General features: G+C 68.8%; 19 protein-coding genes and 1 tRNA gene. 11 read left to right on the forward strand and 9 right to left on the reverse strand.

All coding sequences use genetic code 11. The features are described from left to right. Positions 1-28: 28 nt before the first annotated feature. Complete coding sequence (gene orn, locus ACT3S3_RS05820) at positions 29-658, forward strand: oligoribonuclease (RefSeq protein WP_441579073.1); 630 nt, start codon at positions 29-31, stop codon at positions 656-658. 14 nt (positions 659-672) lie between these two features. Here the strand turns inward: orn and ACT3S3_RS05825 are convergent, their stop codons facing one another. Next, a complete protein-coding gene (locus ACT3S3_RS05825; protein WP_301444131.1) occupies positions 673-1,392 on the reverse strand; it encodes an O-methyltransferase in 720 nt (239 codons plus the stop codon). Between the two features lie 177 nt (positions 1,393-1,569). On the opposite strand from ACT3S3_RS05825, the gene ACT3S3_RS05830 reads away from it, so the two are divergent. Further along, a tRNA-His gene (locus ACT3S3_RS05830) sits at positions 1,570-1,642 on the forward strand. A gap of 120 nt (positions 1,643-1,762) precedes the next feature. On the opposite strand, the gene ACT3S3_RS05835 is transcribed toward ACT3S3_RS05830, so the two are convergent. The 5 genes from ACT3S3_RS05835 to ACT3S3_RS05855 form a co-directional block, all read right to left on the reverse strand. Continuing rightward, entirely contained in the window at positions 1,763-2,158 is a 396-nt protein-coding gene (locus tag ACT3S3_RS05835) for a VOC family protein (RefSeq protein WP_301442558.1), read from the reverse strand. Positions 2,159-2,209: 51 nt separating this feature from the next. Further along, entirely contained in the window at positions 2,210-3,382 is a 1,173-nt protein-coding gene (locus tag ACT3S3_RS05840; protein WP_301442544.1) for a saccharopine dehydrogenase family protein, read from the reverse strand. A 16-nt stretch (positions 3,383-3,398) separates the two neighbouring features. Then, positions 3,399-4,631 (reverse strand): NADH:flavin oxidoreductase/NADH oxidase family protein, encoded by a 1,233-nt coding sequence (locus ACT3S3_RS05845; protein WP_301442545.1) that lies wholly within the window; start codon positions 4,629-4,631, stop codon positions 3,399-3,401. Positions 4,632-4,778: 147 nt separating this feature from the next. After that, on the reverse strand, positions 4,779-5,120 hold the full coding sequence (locus tag ACT3S3_RS05850) for a CHY zinc finger protein (protein WP_301442546.1): 342 nt from the start codon (positions 5,118-5,120) through the stop codon (positions 4,779-4,781). Between the two features lie 23 nt (positions 5,121-5,143). Continuing rightward, a complete protein-coding gene (locus ACT3S3_RS05855; protein WP_441579074.1) occupies positions 5,144-5,650 on the reverse strand; it encodes a MarR family winged helix-turn-helix transcriptional regulator in 507 nt (168 codons plus the stop codon). Between the two features lie 102 nt (positions 5,651-5,752). Here ACT3S3_RS05855 and ACT3S3_RS05860 point away from each other — a divergent pair, with 102 nt between their 5' ends. After that, entirely contained in the window at positions 5,753-7,210 is a 1,458-nt protein-coding gene (locus ACT3S3_RS05860; RefSeq protein ID WP_301442548.1) for an MFS transporter, read from the forward strand. Positions 7,211-7,259: 49 nt separating this feature from the next. Here the strand turns inward: ACT3S3_RS05860 and ACT3S3_RS05865 are convergent, their stop codons facing one another. Beyond that, complete coding sequence (locus ACT3S3_RS05865; protein WP_444626437.1) at positions 7,260-8,564, reverse strand: dicarboxylate/amino acid:cation symporter; 1,305 nt, start codon at positions 8,562-8,564, stop codon at positions 7,260-7,262. 89 nt (positions 8,565-8,653) lie between these two features. Here ACT3S3_RS05865 and ACT3S3_RS05870 point away from each other — a divergent pair, with 89 nt between their 5' ends. From ACT3S3_RS05870 to ACT3S3_RS05885, 4 genes are all read left to right on the forward strand, one after another. Further along, the gene (locus ACT3S3_RS05870; RefSeq protein WP_301442550.1) at positions 8,654-9,154 is read left to right on the forward strand and encodes a hypothetical protein; all 501 of its coding nucleotides are present in this window, start codon (positions 8,654-8,656) and stop codon (positions 9,152-9,154) included. 73 nt (positions 9,155-9,227) lie between these two features. Next, entirely contained in the window at positions 9,228-11,381 is a 2,154-nt protein-coding gene (locus tag ACT3S3_RS05875; protein ID WP_444626438.1) for a RecQ family ATP-dependent DNA helicase, read from the forward strand. Positions 11,382-11,442: 61 nt separating this feature from the next. Next, positions 11,443-12,501 carry a lipoate--protein ligase family protein gene (locus ACT3S3_RS05880; protein WP_301442552.1) on the forward strand — a complete coding sequence of 353 codons (1,059 nt, stop codon included), beginning with the start codon at positions 11,443-11,445 and terminating at the stop codon, positions 12,499-12,501. A gap of 66 nt (positions 12,502-12,567) precedes the next feature. Then, the gene (locus tag ACT3S3_RS05885; protein ID WP_301442553.1) at positions 12,568-12,945 is read left to right on the forward strand and encodes a PH domain-containing protein; all 378 of its coding nucleotides are present in this window, start codon (positions 12,568-12,570) and stop codon (positions 12,943-12,945) included. 102 nt (positions 12,946-13,047) lie between these two features. On the opposite strand, the gene ACT3S3_RS05890 is transcribed toward ACT3S3_RS05885, so the two are convergent. Then, positions 13,048-13,947 carry a cytochrome b/b6 domain-containing protein gene (locus ACT3S3_RS05890; RefSeq protein WP_301442554.1) on the reverse strand — a complete coding sequence of 300 codons (900 nt, stop codon included), beginning with the start codon at positions 13,945-13,947 and terminating at the stop codon, positions 13,048-13,050. 134 nt (positions 13,948-14,081) lie between these two features. Here ACT3S3_RS05890 and ACT3S3_RS05895 point away from each other — a divergent pair, with 134 nt between their 5' ends. Next, entirely contained in the window at positions 14,082-14,642 is a 561-nt protein-coding gene (locus tag ACT3S3_RS05895; RefSeq protein WP_301442555.1) for a hypothetical protein, read from the forward strand. A gap of 619 nt (positions 14,643-15,261) precedes the next feature. Further along, complete coding sequence (locus tag ACT3S3_RS05900; RefSeq protein ID WP_301442556.1) at positions 15,262-16,056, forward strand: VOC family protein; 795 nt, start codon at positions 15,262-15,264, stop codon at positions 16,054-16,056. A gap of 5 nt (positions 16,057-16,061) precedes the next feature. Here ACT3S3_RS05900 and ACT3S3_RS05905 read toward each other — a convergent pair whose 3' ends face one another. Beyond that, the gene (locus ACT3S3_RS05905; RefSeq protein ID WP_301442557.1) at positions 16,062-16,871 is read right to left on the reverse strand and encodes a MurR/RpiR family transcriptional regulator; all 810 of its coding nucleotides are present in this window, start codon (positions 16,869-16,871) and stop codon (positions 16,062-16,064) included. 135 nt (positions 16,872-17,006) lie between these two features. Here ACT3S3_RS05905 and ACT3S3_RS05910 point away from each other — a divergent pair, with 135 nt between their 5' ends. Both ACT3S3_RS05910 and ACT3S3_RS05915 read left to right on the forward strand, forming a co-directional pair. Continuing rightward, a complete protein-coding gene (locus ACT3S3_RS05910; protein ID WP_441579459.1) occupies positions 17,007-18,812 on the forward strand; it encodes an ABC transporter transmembrane domain-containing protein in 1,806 nt (601 codons plus the stop codon). After that, the gene (locus tag ACT3S3_RS05915; RefSeq protein WP_301442389.1) at positions 18,809-20,581 is read left to right on the forward strand and encodes an ABC transporter ATP-binding protein; all 1,773 of its coding nucleotides are present in this window, start codon (positions 18,809-18,811) and stop codon (positions 20,579-20,581) included. Before ACT3S3_RS05910 ends, ACT3S3_RS05915 begins: the two co-directional genes overlap by 4 nt. The last annotated feature ends 45 nt before the right edge of the window (positions 20,582-20,626 follow it).

The raw sequence follows: 20,626 nt of genomic DNA on the forward strand, positions 1-20,626 counted from the left end.
GAGGCCAGAAGGAATGGACAACACCGCAATGACACCGAACCAGATCGCCAAGAACGACCGGATCGTCTGGGCCGACTGCGAGATGACCGGGCTCGACCCCGACCGCCACGTGCTCGTCGAGATCGCCGTGGTCGTCACCGACGCCGAGCTGAACGCACTGGACGAGGGGATCGACATCGTCATCCACGCCACCGACGAGGAACTCGCCGGCATGGACGACTTCGTCACCAAGATGCACGGCGACTCCGGACTGACCGAGCAGATCCGGCAGAGCCCCGTCAGCGTCGCCGACGCCGAGGCCCAGGTCGTGGAGTACCTGAAGAAGTACGTGCCGATCGCCGGTGCCGCACCGCTGGCCGGCAACTCGATCGCCAGCGACCGCAAGTTCATCTCCCGCTACATGCCCGACCTGGACGGCTTCCTGCACTACCGCATGATCGACGTCTCCTCGATCAAGGAGCTCGCCCGCCGCTGGTACCCGCGGGCCTACAGCAACCAGCCGGCCAAGGGCATGCAGCACCGCGCACTGGCGGACATCCGCGAGTCCATCCGGGAGCTCGACTACTACCGCCGGGCCCTGTTCGTCCCCTCCCCCGGCCCCACCAACGCGGAGGCGAAGATCTCCGCCGACGAAGCCACCGAGGCCCGCCCGGTCTGAGCCCTGCGACAGGGTCACACCTTCATGGACACCTCGGTGCCGCCCTGTCCGGGAACGGTCACCGACACGAAGCCGCCGCCGGACCGGCGGACACGCTCCAGATAGTCCGCGTACTCCCTGGCGCCCGTGACCACGTTGTCGCACACCACGAGTGCGCCGGGTCGCAGGTACGGTTCCACGATCTCCAACGCGGGCAGTGCCATGGGAATCCAGATGTCCATCAGCACGAAGTCCACCGCCCCACCCTGCGCCGCGAGGAGAGCCAGTCGTTCCGGGAGGGTCTCGCGCAGATCCCCGGCGAGGATCTCGGCGTGTTTCCCGAGCCCCGCGTCCCGCAGGTTCCGCTCGGCGTCCTCCACCTTCCCCGGCTCATGTTCGGTACCGATGACCACTCCGCCGGTCTCACGCACGGCCGCGGCGAGGTAGATCGTGGACACACCGTAGGACGTTCCGATCTCGACGACCGTGGCCGCGCCGGAGCTGCGGCACAACAGGTGGCACAGGGCGGCCTTCTCCGGCGCCAGCGCGACCATCTTGTCCGCCAGCATCTCCTTGCCGGAGTCCGTCTGCGTGGAGTCCCACGTGCCGTGACGTAGGCGGGCCTTCACCGTCTCGCGCAGGACCGGCAGGAGACTGGGAAGGATCTGTCTGGTGCTCCTTCGGTGGAGTCGCTCGACGACGCCGCGTGCACGTTCATCCAGCGGGGACGGGGCCGACCTCTCTACCTTTCCCATGACAGGACAGCCTAGCTTTCGTACACCGCCCCCGGAACCCCCCGAGAAAAACTCAGACCACCTCGGGGCATGTCGGGGCCGGGGTGTGCACTCAGTTTGGCGCGCTGGCCACAGGTGGTTTAGTATGAATCCCGCTGCAGCAACGACGCCGGGCCTGGTTGCCGTTGTGCATGCATGGTGGCTGTAGTTCAGCTGGTAGAGCACCAGGTTGTGATCCTGGGTGTCGCGGGTTCGAGTCCCGTCAGCCACCCCGAAGAGAAGACCCCGCACCGTCCCCCGCCTCGTTTCACGAGCTCGGACGGTGCGGGGTCTTCCGCATGTCCGCCCGCACCTAGCGCTGGTGCCTAGCGCTGGTGCCTAGCCCTGGTGCCTAGCCCTGGTGCACCAGCTGGATGAGGTTGCCGCAGGTGTCGTCCAGCACGGCGGTGGTCACGTCCCCCATCTCCAGGGGCGGCTGAGTGAAGCGGACCCCGAGTGCGACGAGTCGGTCGTACTCGGCGGTCACGTCGTCCACGCTGAACTGGGTGTACGGGATGCCGTCGGTGTACAGCGCCTCCTTGAACGGCGCCGCCGCCGGGTGGCCGGAAGGCTCCAGGAGCAGCTCGGTGCCCTCCGGGTCCTTCGGGGAGACCACGGTGAGCCAGCGGTCGTCCGGCCCCTCCCCGAGCGGGATGTCGTGCTTCTTCACGAAGCCCAGCATGTCGGTGTAGAAGGCCTCGGCCTTGCGGGTGTCGTCGACGATAACGCTGGTCAGGGTGATCCGGATGCTGGGTGTGCTCATCGGCCCGAGACTACCTGCCGACAGCGGCCCGGGTATCTAGGAAAGCGTCTCGAAGCTGATCCCGGCCGCCGTGAGCCGGTCGATGAGGTTGTCCCCCATCGCCGCGGCGGTGGTCTGCTGCCCGGCGACGTCCGGGTTGTCGTCGAAGGCCAACGACAGGGCGGACTCCGCCAGCATCGTGGCCGTTTCGGTGTAGCCCGGGTCCCCACCACTCACCCGGGTGTGCACGGTGCGTCCACCGGCGGTGCCCACCACGTCGACGGTGAACCAGGAACCGTCGCGGCGCTCCTGCGACGGGCCCTCACCTGCGATGAAGCGTCCGGCGACGGCGCGGCGCAGGCGCGGCACCTGGATCGCCGCCACGCCCAGGACGAAGCCCAGGATCGACACGGGAACGGTCCTGAACCGCTTCGCCCCCGCGTTGTGGGTGTAGGTGAACTCCGGCCCGTACTCCTCGCGGGCCAGTGCGGAACGCACGACGACCTGGCCGTCGATCGTGGGCAACGGGATCAGCCAGGTGTCCGTGACCCGGTCACGACGCGGCCACCCCGTCCGCAGCCGGGACCGGCGCCCCACCGGCTGCGACTCCACGCGCCGACGTTCGGACGCCGTCTGCGCCATGGGACGCAGCCGGGACATCTGGGTCAACGCCGAATGCAGGGTGCCGGCGGAGAACTCCGCATTGGTCCGCACCACCCCGCGGACCTCGGTCGGGACCCCCTGCGGCAGTTGCCGGACGGTGTAGAGCACCCCCAGGTCGTGGGGTACGGAGTCGAAGCCGCAGGAATGCACGAGACGCGCGCCGGTGGCACGCGCGGTGGCGTCGTTCTCCAGGAACATCCGGTCGACGAACTCCGGTTCGCCGGTCAGGTCGACGTAGTCCGTCCCCGCCTCGGCGCAGGCGCCGACCAGCGCGGCCCCGTACTCGAGGTACGGGCCCACGGTGCTGACCACGACCTTCGTCGACCGCGCGACGTCGGCCAGGGAGGACGGGTCGGTGGCGTCGGCGTGTAGCAGGCCGATCTCCCGGCCGCTGCCGGCGAGCCGCCCGCGCACCGCCTCGAGCCGGTCCCGGTTGCGTCCGGCGAGGCCCAGGCGCCCGCCCTCGGGCAGGTTCGCGGCGAGGTAGTCGGCGGTGAGCCCACCGGCGAAGCCGGTGGCACCCAGCAGGACCACGTCGTAGGCACGTCGCGTCGGTGCGTCCGGCATCGTGGTCCTCCTTGATTTACTTCCGGCGTGGGAGGACCGAGCGTACCCCGTGGCGCTTCGCCACGGTCCACAGCGCAGCCAGCCCGTCGCCACCGATGGAACGTCCGTCGGTGATGCGGTCCATCTGCATCTGGTACCAGGCGGTGCCGACCAGCGACTCGGTCACGTCATCGAGCGAATTCAGGTGGGTCGTGAGGCGGGGCAGACGCACCCGCTCGCGGCTACCGTGAACAATGATCTCGTTGGCAAGTTCCGGGATCAACACCATGGGGCGGGCCATGCCGATGAGGTCGCCCATGCCCTCCTCGAGACCCTTCTCGATGTCGGCGGCGCACCGGAATCCGCCCGTGACCATCACCGGGGTGTCGATGGCCTCATGGACACGACGGGCGTGGTCGCCGAAGAAGATCTCCCCGGTTGCGCCGCTGGCATCGAACTCATCGCCCTGCATGAGCGGTTCGACGTAGGTGCCACCGGAGATCTCGATGACGTCCACGCCGATCTCGGAGAGCTTCTTGGCGACCTCGAGGGACTCGTCCTCGGAGAAGCCGCCGGGGATTCCGTCGGTGGAGTTGATCTTCACCGACACAGGGAAGCTCTCCCCCACCTGCTCGCGGACCGCGCGGTAGACGTCGAGCAGCACGCGCATGCGCCCGTCAAGGTCACCGCCGTACTCGTCGGTGCGCAGGTTGGACGCCGGGGACAGGAACTCACTGATCAGATTGCCGTGGCCGGCCTGGATCTGCACGCCGGTGAAGCCGGTCTCCCGGGCGATCAGGGCGGTGTAGCCGAAGCGCCACACCAGCATCTCGATGTCGGAGACCGTGAGTTCACGCGGTTCACCGAAATAGCGGGCGATGCGCCCAGACATGGGCACGGCGCTGGGGGCGACGGGGAACTTGTTGATGCTGCGCGGCGACTGCCGTCCGGGATGGTCGATCTGCATCCACAGTTCCGTGTCATTCGCGGTACCCGCCGTGGCCCAGGCACGCAGCTTGTCCAGGTGCCGGTCGTCAGTGACGACCACGCTGTCCGGATCCGCGCGGTGCTCGGCATCAACCATCACGGCACCGGTGATCACCAGGCCGGCTCCCCCGTCCGCCCAGCGGCGGTACAGGTCGAGGTGCTGGTTCGACGGGCCCCACGATGCGGCGGCCAGTCCCTCACTCGTCGATGCCTTGACGAGGCGGTTCTTCAGCGTGGTGCCGCACGGCAGGTCCAGGGGCGCGGCGACCGTTGTAGGGGTCACGATGACTCTCCAAAAGTTCAGGTTTCCCGGTGATGATCCGGGGCGTGTCGGTCAGGGACCGCTCAGCGGTCCGTCACCCGCAGACTGTACCCGCCGATAGCCGCCGTTTTCTCATACCCCAGCGCACACCCCCTGCCGGGTGTCATATCACAGTGCCGCGGTGTCGAAGTACAGGTGTGCGTGCAAGGAGCAGCCGGGGTTGAACGCCGCGGCGCACGCGGGGCAGGACGATCCGCAGCCCAGGTACCCGTTGACCGTCATCCAGTGCCCGCACGCCCGGCAGAGGACGGCATCCCCGACGTCGAACCGTGCCGCCGGCCACGGCACGAGGGGGTGGTCCTCGTTTTCGTCGTGACAGTGCAGGCACGGGTAGGTCCGCCCGCAGCAGTGGAACCGGATCGCGACGACGTCCAGCGGCGTGCTCCAGTGAGCACACCCCACGCCGCCGACGAGTGCCGCCGGCCCGGCTGTGTCAGTTGTGTCGGTCATGGCCGCCGAGCCTAGCCACGATCTCAGCTATCGCGACGACGGCCCCTCTTGTCCAGCCGCTCACTGAATGCCTCCCCTGCAACGTTCCGGCGCTCGGAAATCTGTCTCAGGCACTCCGCAAGAGTGTCGGAGGCCTCGCCGAACGTAAGCCGCCCCTCGGCGGTGAGGCTGATCTGGAACGCACGCTTGTCATCTGGTGATTTCGAACGTTTCACCAAGCCTCGTTCCTCCATCTGGGTGACCAGTCGGGAGATTCTCGGCTGGGAACGCTCCACCGTCTCGCACACCACCGACAGCGGAGTTCCCCCTTGCCGCGCAGATAGGCACTGCATCACCTCATAGGCGGTCAGACACAGAGAATGCCGGTCGCCGAGAGTCGACTCAATGTCGTGCTGGGCGACCTCGAACGGATGTGACACTGCTCGCCATGCTGCGAGTGTCGCAGCAACGTCGGCCGTGTCAGCCAATCCCCCATGGTTTTCCGTCTCGCCGGCGGTCACTCCACGCCGGGAGGCTAGGGCTTCTGACATGGCTTTTCTCCTCTACCGGTTGAAATGCATACCCGCGCATGTAGTCTAGCATCTGGCATATACATGCTCGGTAATATAAATACTCGAAGAACCGGAGACCTCGTGACCAAAGCCGAAGATCACACACAATCACCACACTCACCGCCTATCAACCCGACCGTGAGCTGGACGGCTCTGGCTATCGCCGGCATCGCCCAGATGCTCGTCATGCTCGACTCGACCGTGGTCAACGTGGCGCTCCCCTCCATCGGCGACGACCTCAACGCCTCTGCCATCACGCTGCAGTGGACCATCAGCGGCTACGTACTGACCTACGGCGCCCTACTACTGTTCGGTGGACGTCTTGCCGACACCATCGGACGTCGACGATCATTCATTGCCGGCCTATTGGTCTTCGGCTCTTCCTCCGCCGCATGCGGATTCGCCGGCACCGGAGAAATGTTGGTCGCCGGCAGAATCGTCCAGGGAGTCGGCGCGGCCCTGCTGTCCGCGTCAGCGTTGTCGATCATCGTAGCCACCTACGGCGCGGTGCAGGCACAGCTCAACATCGCGCTAGCAGCATGGAGCGCCCTGGGTGTGATCGGCGCGACCATCGGGGTGATCATGGGCGGCGTGATCGTTCACGCCTGGTCCTGGCAATGGGCGTTTCTGATCAACCTTCCGATCGTGGCCGTCGTCATCATCGCCGCGGTTGCCAAGCTCGATGCAATGCCCAGCCAGCTGCGCCAGAGCCTCAAGCTCCCCACCGCCATCGTCGCGACGCTCGGTGTCGGCCTGCTCTGCTACGGGATGAGCCGCTTCGAGGAAGGCTGGACAAACCCGCTGCCCTGGGCGTTACTGGTACTCGGCGTCGTTGTACTGATCGGACTATTCCGATTCGAGGACAAGGCCCTCGACCCGCTGCTTCCGGTCTCGCTGCTGAGAACCCCCACCTACGCCTGGGCGGGCTTCGGACTCGTCCTTGCCGCGACGTTGATGCTGGGGGCGCTGTATCTGGCGAGCAACTACCTACAGCAGGCGCACGGTTTGTCCCCGCTGAGTACCGGAGTCGCCCTACTGCCGCTGTGCGGCGGTTCGCTCATCTCGGCATTCGCAGTCCCCGGGATCGCCGGGAGGATCGGTATGGCCAGGCTCTATCTCGGTGGTGTTGTCGCGCAGTTGTTGGCCCTGACCATCATCATCGTGACCACCGCCGACGGCACAGGAAACTCCATCATCGTGATCTGTGCCCTGGCCGTGTTCGGCCTCGGTTTGCCCACGATGTTCGTGCCGCTGTACACCTTCGGATCCGCACCGATTCCGGCGGAGAAGTCCGGTGTCGGTTCCGGGCTACTGAACACGTTCAATGAAGCTGGTTCGGGTGTCGGTCTGGCGATCGTCGCCCCGGTTTTCGCTTCGACGGTCGCTTCCCACCTTTCCTCGGGTGGAGCGGCACCGCTTGCCTCCGCAGCAGGCACTCACGCTGGCTTCTGGGTGTTGGGTGGTGTCGCCTGTCTAGCACTGGTCACGGCGATCGTGCTCACGCGTATCCACTCACAGCCGGAAGACGTGAGTGGCTAACGAGTTCCTGCCGAGCACTCACACCTTCAGATGTCATCTGAGTCGCCGCTCATGCAGGAGAATCGCCTGATCTTGCCCTGGGGGACGGCTCAGATGACACGCCGGACGCAGCGTCCTGCGTGCGTCCGTAGTAGATGTCGCGGTCGATCTCGTCGTCGGAGGCGGCGACGAGCATCGCCACGAAGGTGTCGCCGTTGACGTTGAGGAAGGTGCGCAGGATGCCGGTGAACCAGTCCACCGCGATGAGCAGGCCCACCGCCTCCACCGGCAGGTCCAGCGAGGCGGCCAGGAACATCGCGACCACCGGGAAGCCGCCCGGCACGGTGATCGTGCCCATGTTCAGCATGATCGACAGGGCGACACCGAGCACGATCTGCCCGAAGCTCAGCTCCACCCCACCGGCCTGGGCGAGGAACAGGATCACGATCATGTAGTTGAGCACCGCGCCGTAGGAGCCCATCGTCAGCCCGATGGACAGGGTGAAGTTCGCGACCCGCTTGCTCACCCCGACCTTCTCCACCGTGTTGCGCAGCACCGTCGGGAAGGTGACCGCAGAACTCGTGGTCGTCACGGCGACCACTGTCTGCTCCACGAGCTTGCCGGGCAGCAGCCACACGTTCAGCCTGGTCCGCACCCAGATCACCAGCATGAAGAGCGCCATCAGGATCAGCACGCCGATAAGCGTGGCGACCAGGTACTTCACCGCCGAGGTGATCACGGCGACCCCCTGCTCACCGGTCAGCGCCGCCAGCAGGCAGAACACGCCGACGGGGGCGATGTACATCACGTACTGGATCATCGTCAGGACCACGGCCTGGATGCCCTCGAAGATGCCGATCAGGGTGCGGTTGCCGGTCTGCGCCATGTAGCGGTACAGCGCGATGCCGAAGATCAGGGAGAACACGATGATCGGCAGCATGTCGGCGGTGGCCATCGCCTCGACGATGTTGGTGGAGACGAAGCCGAGAAGGGTATCCTGCCAGCTGCTGGCCTGCTCGGCCCCTTCCTCCAGCGACGGGTCGAGTTCGCCGGTGAAGACCATGCCGTCGCCCGGACGGATCAGGGTGCCGAGCACCCACGCCAGGACGGCGGCGACGAAGGAGAAGGCGAGCATCCAGCCGAAGGTGCGCGCGGCCATGCGTCCGGTGCCTTTGCCGCTCATCGACCCGGTCGCCACGATGACGGACGCCATGACCAGCGGGACGATGGACATCTGGATCAGCCGGATGAACATGTCACCGAGGAACTGCAGGTTCGCGGCCCAGTCGCCGACGATCAGGCCGAAGACCATGCCGGTGATCGCGGCGACTCCGATGTGCAGGGCGGGGTTGCGCAGGAGTGCGCGTCTTCTCATCGATGACATGCCGTCCGAACCTATTCGTCACGTGTTTCGCGCCGATGGCGTCGACGTTAAGCCGGAGGTTAACCCGCTAGGGTGGCGGGATGGACACCACGGACACGCTCGCCGAACTCGCCGACGTCGGCCGCGGCATGCTGACGGCCGGTGCCCCGCTGCTCCTGCTCTGCGCACTGCTGCTGGTGGCGGTGCACCTGGTCGAACGGCGCAGGACCACACCACGGCAGGACGCCCCGCTGGGTAACGTCCTCGCCGCGCTCGCCGGCGCCGTCACCGGTGTGGTGCTCTGGCTGGTGTGGTTCACGCTGGGGCTCCCGGGGGACCTGGAGGTGCTGATGTACGTCGGCGCGGCAGCGTCCTCCTTCGGTGCGTTGGTCTGGTTATCGTGGAGGACGCGATGGCGGTGGACCGGGCCGTTCTCCGTGGCGTTGGCCGGGCTGACGGGGTTCTCCACGGCTATGGCGGTGGCCTCCGGAACCGACGATGTCAGCGGTCTGTGGGTGGTGGGCTACCTGGTGACGACCGTGCTCGGCGTGTGCTTCCTTGCGGTGGTCACGCTGGGTGTGGTCGTGGTGCGGGAGAACTGAGCCGCCGGCGGCGTTCGAACGCCGGCGTTGATTGCTGACGTTCATGTCCGTGCCGTGTTCTAGGGTGGGGCCCATGCCGAGCAACCCCTATGACGACCGTCTCTTCGTCCGCGCCACCGAGATCCTGCGGGAGCTGACCGGACGCCCGGACGCCGCGTTCCGCGACGGGCAGTTCGACGCCATCGCCGCGCTGGTCGCCGACCACAAACGCGTCCTGGTCGTGCAGCGCACCGGCTGGGGAAAGTCGGCGGTCTACTTCGTCGCCGCCCGCCTCATCCGCGAGGGTTTCGGCAGCGCAGACAGCGCAGGCAGTGCCGGTGGGCCCACGTTGATCATCTCCCCGTTGCTGGCGTTGATGCGCGACCAGGTCGCCGCCGCCGAACGCGCCGGCGTGCACGCGGCCACGATCAACTCCGCCAACGCCACCGAGTGGGACGCGGTGCTCGACAGCCTCACCGCCGGTGAGCTGGACGTGCTGCTGATCTCCCCCGAGCGCCTGACCAACCCGAAATTCCGCACCAACGTGCTGGACGTGCTGCTCGATCCGTCGCGCACCGGGGTGGGGATGATCGTGGTGGACGAGGCGCACTGCATCTCCGACTGGGGGCACGACTTCCGCCCGGACTACCGGCGGATCGGCGCGCTGCTGGACGGGCTGCCCGCCGACCTCCCGGTGCTGGCGACCACGGCCACGGCGAATTCGCGGGTGGTCACGGATGTCGCTGCCCAGCTCGGCGACGACACGATGGTGGTGCGCGGGGCGTTGTCCCGCGACTCACTGCGCCTGGGTGTGGCCCCGACGGCGACGGCGGAGCACCGTATCGGCTGGTTGGCCCAGCATCTCGGGGACTTCCAGGGCGCCGGCATCATCTACGCGTTGACCGTGTCGGCGGCAGAGGACACGACCCGGGCCTTGGCCGAGGCCGGCTGGGACGTGGCGTCCTACACGGGCCGGACAGACGCCGAGGACCGCGCCCGCCTGGAGCAGTCGTTGAAGGACAACGAGATCAAGGCCCTGGTCGCCACCAGCGCGCTGGGCATGGGCTTCGACAAACCCGACCTCGGCTTCGTGGTGCCCCTGGGTGCCCCGAGCTCCGCTGTGGCGTACTACCAGCAGGTCGGACGTGCCGGCCGTGCCACGGACAATGCCGACGTACTGTTGTTGCCCGGTGGCGAGGACCCGAACATCTGGGAGTACTTCGCCACGGCCTCGATGCCGGATGAGCAGGAGGCGCAGGCGGTCCTCGCGGCGTTGTCGGATGCGGCAGGCTCGGGGTCGGCCCTGTCGGTGCCGGCCCTGGAGCCGATGGTCGGGGTGAAGCGTTCCCGGCTGGATCTGCTGCTCAAGACCCTGCAGGTCGACGGCGCGGTCGACCGGGTGCAGGGTGGCTTCGTCGCCACAGGAACGCCCTGGACGTACGACGCCGAGCGCTACGCCGCGGTCGCGCAGGCCCGCCGCCGCGAGGCCGAGGCGATGCTGGAGTACGAGTCCGGCACCATGTGCCGGATGCGCTTCCTCTCCGAGACGCTGGACGACCCGGAGGCCCACGACTGCGGCCGGTGCGACGTGTGCGCCGGGCAGTGGTGGGACAGCGTGGTCAGCGAGGACAACACCTCCGGGGCCCGGCGGATCCTGTCCGGACTCGGTCTGCCGGTCGAACCGCGCGGCCAGTGGCCGTCGGGCATGGCCACGATCGGGGTGCCGCTGAAGGGGAAGCTCCCCGCCGAGGAGAAGGTGTCGCCCGGACGTGCCGTCGCCAGGTTCACCGACCTGGGTGCAGGTCAGGTGTTGCGCGGCTTCCTCGCCGAGGGTGCGGAGGACTCCCCCGTACCGAAGAACATCGCCGACTGGTGCATCACTGTGCTCAAGGAGTGGGACTGGGAGGAACGCCCCACGGTCGTCGTCGGCATGCCGAGCGTGACCCGGCCGACGACCAGCGCGGACCTGGCGCGGGGACTGGCGCAGATCGGCCGGATGACCGATGCCGGCCAGCTGGCGTACACCCGTGCCCCCGGCTCGCCGGACGTCAACAGCGCATACCGGGTACAGAACCTCCACGAGGCCTTCCGCCTGGACCCGGCCACCGCCGAGGCGGTCGCCGGTCAGGTCGTGTTGCTCGTCGACACCGAGATCGGTTCCCGGTGGGCGGTGACCATGGCCGGCCGTGAGCTGCGCCGTGCCGGGGCGCGTGCGGTGCTCCCCTTCGCCCTGGCGCTGCGGGGCTGACCGGGCTGCGCCGCGCGTAGGCTGGTGCCCGGAAAATCCCAGGGTGGAAAGGTGTCAGCAGATGCACGGAGAATACAAGGTCCCCGGCGGCAAACTCATCGTCGTCGACCTCGAGGTGTCGGGCGGCTCCCCCGGCACGTTGTCGGGCGTGCGCATCGCCGGTGACTTCTTCCTTGAGCCGGACGAGGCCCTCGACCGGATGACCGGAGCGCTCGAGGGTGCACCGGCCGACCTGAGTGCCTCGCAGGTCTCGGAGCGGGTCCAGGCATCGCTGCGCGAGGACGACGTCCTGTTCGGCATCACCGCCGACGGTGTCGGCGTGGCGGTGCGGCGCGCCCTCGGTCACGCGGTGAGCTGGGAGGACCTCGACTTCGACGTGATCCACGGCCCCAGTGTGGACCCGATGGTCAACGTCGCACTGGACGAGACGCTCACCGACGAGGTCGCCGCCGGACGGCGCAAACCGTTCATGCGGCTGTGGGAGTGGAATGCCCCGCAGGTGGTCATCGGTTCGTTCCAGTCCTACTCCAACGAGATCAACCAGGAGGGGGCGGACCGTCACGGGATCACCGTGTCGCGTCGTGTCACCGGTGGTGGGGCCATGTTCATGGAGCCCGGCAACTGCGTGACCTACTCCCTGGTGGTGCCGCAGGCCCTGGTGGACGGGTTGAGCTTCGCCCAGTCCTACCCGTTCCTCGACGAGTGGACGATGGAGGCGTTGGAGAAGGTCGGCATCCGCGCACGTTACGTGCCGTTGAACGACATCGCCTCGGAGCAGGGCAAGATCGGCGGGGCGGCGCAGAAGCGTTTCAGCAACGGCTGGATGGTCCACCACGTGACGATGTCCTACGACATCGACGCGGAGAAGATGATGGAGGTCCTGCGCATCGGCAAGGAGAAGATGAAGGACAAGGGCCAACGCTCCGCGGTGAAGCGCGTCGACCCGATGCGGTCGCAGACGCAGATGCCGCGCTCGGAGATCCTGGAGGTCTTCTTCAACCACTTCCGTGACAAGTACGGCGCCACCGAGGGGTCGATCTCCGAGGCAGACCTGGAGATCGCCCGGGCACGGTGCGAGGAGAAGTTCTCCACCGAGGAGTGGACCCACCGGCTGCCCTGAGCCGCCCCTGCGGTTCACCGCCACAAGGTTTAACGCGGGAAGCTTTCGCCGTGTTATTAATCTCCCATGCCGTCAGAACTCAATGTCATCACCTCGTGGCTGTTCCAGGCCGAGGTCCCCATCCCGCAGGACATCGGCCCCATCCTCGTCAAGGGGGAACAGCCGATAGCGGCGTACAAGACCTTCCGGGATTCCGCGGTGTTCACCGACCGCAGGCTCATCGTCCGTGACGCCCAGGGCATCCGGGGCAAGAAGGTGGAGATGTACTCGCTGCCGTATTCCGCGATCAACATGTGGTCCTCGGAGAACGCCGGCACCCTGGACTTCACCGCGGAACTGGAGTTGTGGACGCGTGCGGGCAAGGTGAAGATCGAGCTGGGTCGCGGGGTGGACGTCCGGCGTCTCGACCAGTTGATCGCCAACGTGTTGCTCGCCGACAGCTGAACATCCCCACCACATGACGAAGCGGGGTCGATTTCCCTGAATTCCGGGAAACCGACCCCGCTTTTCGTACGCCCGGACGAGCCGGTAGGCGCTACCGTCGAACTAGCGTGCGCTGACCTGTCCGAAGCGCGAGGCAACCGGTGCGAGCACCAGCGGACGGGTGGCGAACAGGATGCCGATGGTGAGCAGCACGCCACCGAGCATCCAGAAGAATCCGCCCCAGCCGTCCACCGGGGTGCCGGCGAACATGTGGTTCAGGTTCTTGGTCATACCGGTGGCGAACACCAGGAAGACGTGGGCGACGATGAACAGGACGAAGAAGAGCATCGTCGGGAAGTGGATCTTGCGTGCCACCGGGGCGGGGTAGATCTTGTTGAGCTTGGTGGCGTTCTTCGGCCACCATTCGCTCATGCGCAGACCGGAGATGATCGCCAGCGGGGCGGCGATGAACACGACCAGGAAGTACATGATCTGCTGCAGGCTGTTGTAGTTGACCCAGCCGTTCTCCGCGGGCCACTGCATCGAGGCGTACTGCAGCATCGACGACAGCGCGTTGGGGAAGACCTCCCAGCTGGTGGGCACGATCCTGGCCCAGTGGCCGGAGACGAACAGCATGACGATGAACGCCAGGCCGTTGACCATCCACAGCACGTCGAGGGAGGTGTGCAGCCACAGGTGGATGCTGATCTTCTTGCCACCCTTCTTCGGCTGCCAGACCGCCGGCGGCTTCTGCTGCTGACGCACGCGCAGACCGGACTGGATGATCATCGCCATGAAGAAGAAGTTCAGGAAGTGGCTCCAGCGGGCCCAGGCGGGGAATCCGTCGTCGACGAAGTCGGGCAGGTGGTACTCACCGGGGTAGCGCTCCATCCAACTGGAGACGGCGTCGAGTCCGGTGAACCAGCGTGCGCCGAGGATGACCACGGCAGCCAAGACGGCGGCGCCGGCCAGGCCGATGCCGGCAAGCTTGCCCCACTGTCCGAGGGACTTCTCGCCGATCATGACCGGCTCGCGCTTCTTCTTCGGCTTCTCCTTGGTCGCGGTGCCACCAGCCTTCGGCTTGGCAGCGGCCGCGCCCGGGGTCGCCGGAGCACCGGGGGCACCGGGGCTTGCCGGGGCACCAGGAGCACCCGGGCTTGCCGGAGCACCGGGAGCACCGGGGCTCGCCGGAGCACCGGGAGCAGCAGGTGCAGACGGTGCGCCAGGGGCACTGGGTGCAGAGGGAGCGCCCGGAGCGCCGGGAGCCGCAGGAGCCGACGGGGCGCCAGGGGCACCGGGTGCCGAGGGAGCGCCCGGAGCTGCAGGTGCAGACGGTGCGCCAGGGGCACCGGGAGCCGCAGGAGCCGACGGGGCGCCTGGCGCAGCAGGAGCCGACGGCGCACCCGGAGCACCGGGGGCAGCAGGGGCCGAGGGAGCAGCCGGGGCGCCAGGTGCTGCCGGGGCCGCAGGCGCGGAAGGCGCAGCCGGAGCGGAGGGCGCAGCAGGTGCTGCCGGAGCGCTGGGCGCACCCGGAGCACCCGGAGCACCGGGTGCAGAGAGCTTCATCGGAGCACCGGGGGACGCCGGCTCGGAGGGAGCTGACGGGGCCTCCTCTGCGGCAGGAGCCGCAGGAGCCGCAGGTGCGGCAGGGGCCTCAGGTGCTGCCGGGGCGGACGGCGCCTCAGCCGCAGCAGTGGTCTCCGGTTCAGCGGGAGTAGCCGGAGCGGCGGGCGATGCCGGGGCCGACGGCGCGGAAGGCGCACCGGGGGCCTGGGCGACTTGTGGGTCCAGCTTGATGGGCTGGGCCTGGTCGTCGTTGGACATTGTGTAGTCTCCTACTGCTTTCGCTCGTCAATAGCGCTGGTGAGTTGTGGAACTGCCGCACACGGTTCTTTCCTGCGGTCGCCGTCTTCCGTCACGAAGATCTTAGCGTCCGGCATCCCCGGTACTGCAGCAACTGTCGGGCGGCCTGAGTGCCGTTCACCTGACGGGACGTACGGGGCCTGGCACCCCGCCCGCGTCGCCGTCGACGATGAGGTAAGAAGTCGCGCGGTGACCTCGCGGTGACCACGTGACCGGGAAACATACCCGGCAGGTGCGACGGAACTCATGTGACTTGGGCCTCTTCTGAAACGATAACTACCTCAGAGGACAGGATAGCGGACGTGTGCCGCGAGTCACGAAAAACCGCGAATTCGCCTCCGCCCGGCCCGTGCCGTCCCCACCACACCGTCTCACCGTCCCCGGTAGCCTGTAGACAGGCTTACCTCAGTCGCGCCTCACCACCTCACCGTCCCCACCACCACACCACCGACGCGGGAAGCGAGCACCCGACGAATGACCGACCACCCCGAACCGTCCTTCTCCTTCGACCACCTCATCCACGCCACCAACGGTCCCCACGCCACCAACAGCTTCGACGCCACGATGCAGGCCTACGACGCCGTCGGGCTCCCCACCCACGCCGCACTCACGATGCCGGGGTTCCGCAACGCCGCCTGGGGGATCGACGATGAACGCTACGTCGAACTCGCCGTCGTCGAGGACTGGGACGCCGTCGCCGACACACCGTTCGGTGATTCGCTGAGCCTGCTGCGCGCAGTGTTCGACGCCTCAGCCCCGGGCCTGGCCGCCTTCGCCGTCCACGTGCCCGACGCCCACGCCACCGCCGCCTCGCTGCGGGAGAACGGTCACGACGTCCACGTCGCCGACATCCGCCTCGAGGACAGGGACGCCGGATTCACCGAGGTCTTCGTCACCGACACCCCCGCCTGGTTCCCCTTCTTCATCAGCTACGACCCGCCACGGGCCACGATCGCCCGGATGCGTGCCGATCACCGCGTGGCCCAGGGCGGGAGTCCCGAACAACCCAGCACCACCGGCCCGGACATCAGCTGCCTGCTGGTCCGCAGCGACGCCCCGCACGAGGACGCCCACCGCCTCGCCGAGGTCCTGGACCTGCCCGTCCGCGACGACCCACCCGGCGCGACGGTCCCCCTGCCCGGCGCCGAGATCCGCTTCACCCGGGGCTCCCCGACCGGCCTGTACGGGTTCGGGGTCGTCCGCACCGGTCCCGACGGCCTCGCCGGCCCCGTCGAGATCGCCGGCGCCACCGTCGTCCCCGACGACTGAGCACGTCACCGGTCCAGCGCCCTGCGCAGGCGGTCCACCGTCGCCCCGGCATGCTCACTTTGTTCGGGACGTTTCGCCGCCGTCGCCACGACCAGCACCTCCAGCACCGCCACCGTGGGCACGTAGCTGGGGCTGAGTTCGGGGTCGCCGCGTCCTATCCCCAGCGCCACCGTGGCGCGCGGGTCCTCGCTCAGCGCCCCCTCGGTCAGCTGCACCACAGAAAGCCCGAGCTCACCGGCACGGTGGAAGAGTACGTCGCCTTCCGCGGAGGTGCCGTCGTAGGCGAGCATCAGCACCAGGTCGCCGGCGGTCACCGTGGCGAGCTCGTCGGCGAAACCGACCCCGGTGCTGCCGATCGCCACGGCCGGCAGTCCGGCCCGCAGGCACCGCGCCGCGGCGTACTCGGCGATGTGCCGGGAAGGCCCGAAGCCGACCAGGACGATCCGTGTGGCGTCCGCCATCAGTGCGACGGCGGCGACGAGGTCGTCCTCGGCGACGCGCTGCATCAGCGCGTCGGCACCGTCGGCGCGGCGTCGGACGGCCTGGGCGACCTCCCCGTCGCGCAGCGAGGATCCCATGCGTCCGCGCCGCGACAGGTCCTCGGCGAGCCGTTCGCGCAGGTCGTCGAGCCCGGCGAAACCAAGTTTGCGCACGGTGCGCACCACGGTGGCGTCGCTGACGCCCACCGCGCCGGCGAGTCGCAGGGCCGAATGGTGCCCCACGCTGTGCGGATTCGTCGCGATGAACTCCGCCACCTTGTCCTCGGCGGGTGAGAGCTTCCCGCGCCGCGCCTCTATCGTCTCGACCAGGTCCATGTCGTGGACACTACCGTCTTGCGGTGTGCGGACTGCAGCGACGACACGGCAGGTGAGGTGAAGCTCACTTACGGCATGCTAACCTACGGTCCTGCCCACGACTCCGCGCCCCGGATCAAGGAGTAACCCCCTCACATGACCCGCCCCGCCCCGGCCGAGCGCTCCACCGAGCGTCCGGTCGCCTCCGACGGCGAATCGCTGCGCAGCCACGCCTTCGGCGTCCGCTGGCCGTTGTTCCTGCAGGCGCCGCAGCGTCCCCGCGTCGCCGACCCGGTCGTCTACGACGACGACCCCTCCCCCGCCCGTTTCACCTGGCGGGTGATCCTCGGCGCCAAGCGGTTCACCCTCCCCGGCGGTGGCCTGCTGATCGTGTCGAACATCGCCGCGGCCGCGCTGCCGGTCATCGCCGGCGTGGCGATCGACCGGGGCATCGCCGCCGGTGACCTGGGACAGCTGCTGCTCTGGGCGGCGGTGCTGCTGCTCGACGTGGTCGTGATGTCGCTGACCTTCCGCTTCGGCGGACGCCTGGGCTTCTTCGGCATGCAGACCGTGCAGCACCGGCTGCGCATGCAGGTCACCGACCGTCTGCTGGACCCGGCGGGCATGAAGGACCGCCGCCTCGGCGGGGCGATGCTGTCGGTGGCCACCGGCGACGTCTTCCGTCTGGCCGGCACCATGGCGTTGGGCATCTACCCGGTCGGCGAGATCGCCGCGATCCTGGCCTCGGCGGTGTTCCTGCTCACGATCTCCTGGCCGCTGGGCCTGGCGGTGCTCGTCGGCGGCCCGTTGATGCTGTGGCTGATGACCGCCGCCGGACGCCCCCTGCAGCGCCGCAGCCGCGAGCAGCAGGCCCTCGTCGCCGGCGCGACGGGACGCGCCACGGACCTCATCACCGGCTACCGGGTGATCAAGGGGCTGCGCGCCGAGGACGAGGCGTCCGCCCGCTACACCGAGGTCAGCCGCACCGCCCTGGGCGGGGCGTTGCGCGCCCGGACGTCGCGCGCGCTGTTCCTGGTCTCCATGAACACCGTCACCGGCGTCTTCATCGCCGCGCTGACCGTGTGCGCCGCCTGGTTCGCCCTCACCGGGCGGCTCAGCGTGGGCGAACTGGTCGCGGTCGTCGGCGTGACCCAGTTCCTGGTCAGCCCGCTGACGATGCTGCCGACGAACTCCGGGGCGATCTGGGCCACCGGCGTGGCCTCGGCCGAGCGCGTGCTGGAGCTGCTGCGCACCCCCACCGAGCACGCGCAGGACGCCCCGGCCGCTACAGCGCCCGGCGCGTCCGATGCGTCCGGCACGTCCGGCCTGGCGGTCCTCGTCGACGGGGCGACCGTGCTGCGCGCGGCCCCCGGCGAACTGCTCGGCGTGCGTGCCGACGGCACGGCAGGACGCGACCTCGTCGCGCTGCTCGCCGACGGGCGCGCCCCGCACGATGACGGGCACGGTGACGGGCACGGTGACGGGCACGGCGTCCTGCTGGAACAGGACGGCACCACCACCGATGCGGCGTCACTGCCCGTGGAGGACTACCGGACGATCGTGCTCACCGCACCGCACGCCGCCGACCTGTTCGACGGCACCATCGTGGAGAACCTCGACCCGCACGGCACCGGCGGCACCAGCACCGGCCGCATCCCCGGCGCACTGCACGCGGCGTCCTGCGACGACATCATCGACTCCATGCCCGACGGGCTGGCCACACGCGTCGGCGAGGGCGGCACACGGCTGTCCGGCGGGCAACGCCAACGCGTCGCCCTGGCACGCGCCCTGGCCGCCGACCCGCCGGTGCTCGTGCTGCACGACCCGACCACCGCCGTCGACGCCGTCACGGAGAACACCGTCGCCGAACGCCTCGGTGCCGTGCGGGCCGGACGCACGACCCTCGTCGTCACCGGCTCCCCCGCCCTGTTGGCGCACTGCGACCGGGTGGTGGAACTGTGAGCGAGCCGAACCCTGACCCGAACCCCACCCGTCTTCCGGTCGCCACCGGTCGCCGCTGCGTCACCGCGGTGTGGCAGACCCTGGCCGGACGCCGCGGGCTGCTGCTCCTCGCCGCGGTCATCTCCGCCGGGGCCGCCGCCCTGGAACTGGTCACCCCCGCGCTGCTCGGCACCATCGTCGACGACATCTCCGACGGCGGGGACCACCGTCCCGTCTGGCTCTACGGCGCGCTGATCGCCGTCGCCATCGTCGCCGCCTCCGCACTCAGCGTGCTGGGGGTGTGGCTGGCCTCGCGCGTCCTGGAGCGGCTGCTGGCCACCCTGCGCGAACGCCTGGTGACCACCGCACTGCGTCTGCCGCAGGAACGGGTGGAACGCAGCGGCACCGGCGACCTGATCTCCCGGGCCAGCGACGACGTCGCCCAGGTGTCCGAGGCCCTGTCACAGGTGCTGCCCTCGCTGTCGCGCACCGTGTTCACCATCGGGCTGACCCTGGTGGGACTGTTCCTGCTGGACTGGCGTTTCGGGGTGATGTTCCTCGTCGCCGTGCCGCTGTACTGGCTGTCGCTGCGCTGGTACATCCGTCTGGCCCCGCCGCTGTACGCCGCCGAACGCGCCGCCTTCGGCACCCGAGCCCACCACCTGCTGTCGGCGCTCAAGGGCCTGGACACGGTGCTGGCCTACCGCCTGTCCGGCTGGCACGGGGTGCGTACGGCCACGGCGTCGTGGGCGGTGGCCACCTGGGCGCTGCGCGCCCGCACCGTGCAGACCATGTTCACCTGGCGCATCGACCTGTCCTTCGCCGTCGCGGTGTGCGTGGTGCTGTTCACCGGCTACGGGCTGGTGGACGCCAACGCCGTCACCGTCGGTGCCGCGACCACCGCGGTGCTGTACTTCCTGCGGCTGCAGGGCCCGCTGCGCGGACTGATGATGGAGATCGACACGCTGCAGGCCGCCGCCGCGTCCCTGGCGCGCGTCATCGGCGTCACCGACCTCGCGGAAGACGCCGACGGTGCCGACGGTGCCGAGGCGCAGGACGTCCCGGACGATGCAGCCGCGGCGGCTGCGGCGTCCGCGGCGTCCGGCGTGCACCTCGACGCCGTCAGCTTCGCCTACCAGGACGGCGCGCCGGTCCTCCACGACCTGACGTTGACCATCCCCGCCGGCCAACGCGTGGCGGTGGTGGGCACCTCCGGGGCGGGCAAGACCACCCTGGCCGCCCTGATCGCCGGCATCCACCGTCCCACCACCGGCAGCGTCGACGCCCCGGTGAACACCATGCTGGTCAGCCAGGAGACCCACGTGTTCTCCGGCACGCTGCGCGACAACCTCACCCTCGCCGCACCGGGCCGCGACGACGCCGCACTCGTCGACGCCCTGCACCGCACCGGTGCCGGCGGGCTCCTCGAGGAGCTCCCCGACGGTCTGGACTCCCCTCTCGGCGCACAGGGCCACCCGCTCAGCGCGGCGCAGGAGCAGCACCTCGCCCTGACCCGCCTGCTCATCGCCGACCCGGACCTGGTGATCCTCGACGAGGCGACCGCCGAGGCCGGTTCCTCGCAGGCCGCGGTGCTCGACCGGGCGGCGGACGTGGCCCTGCAGGGACGCACCGGCGTGGTCATCGCCCACCGGCTGTCCCAGGCCGCCGTGTGCGACCGGGTGGTGGTCATGGAGCACGGTGTGGTGCAGGAGGACGGCACCCACGACGACCTCGTGGCCGCCGGCGGCCCCTACGCGCGCTTATGGGCGGCGTGGAACGCCAACAGGTGAGCGGCGCACAGGTTCACCCCTGGCTACTATTGACACGGTAACCAA

It is taken from the genome of Corynebacterium sp. AOP40-4SA-5 (assembly GCF_052377355.1).
In the GTDB taxonomy this organism is placed as follows: Bacteria; Actinomycetota; Actinomycetes; order Mycobacteriales; family Mycobacteriaceae; genus Corynebacterium.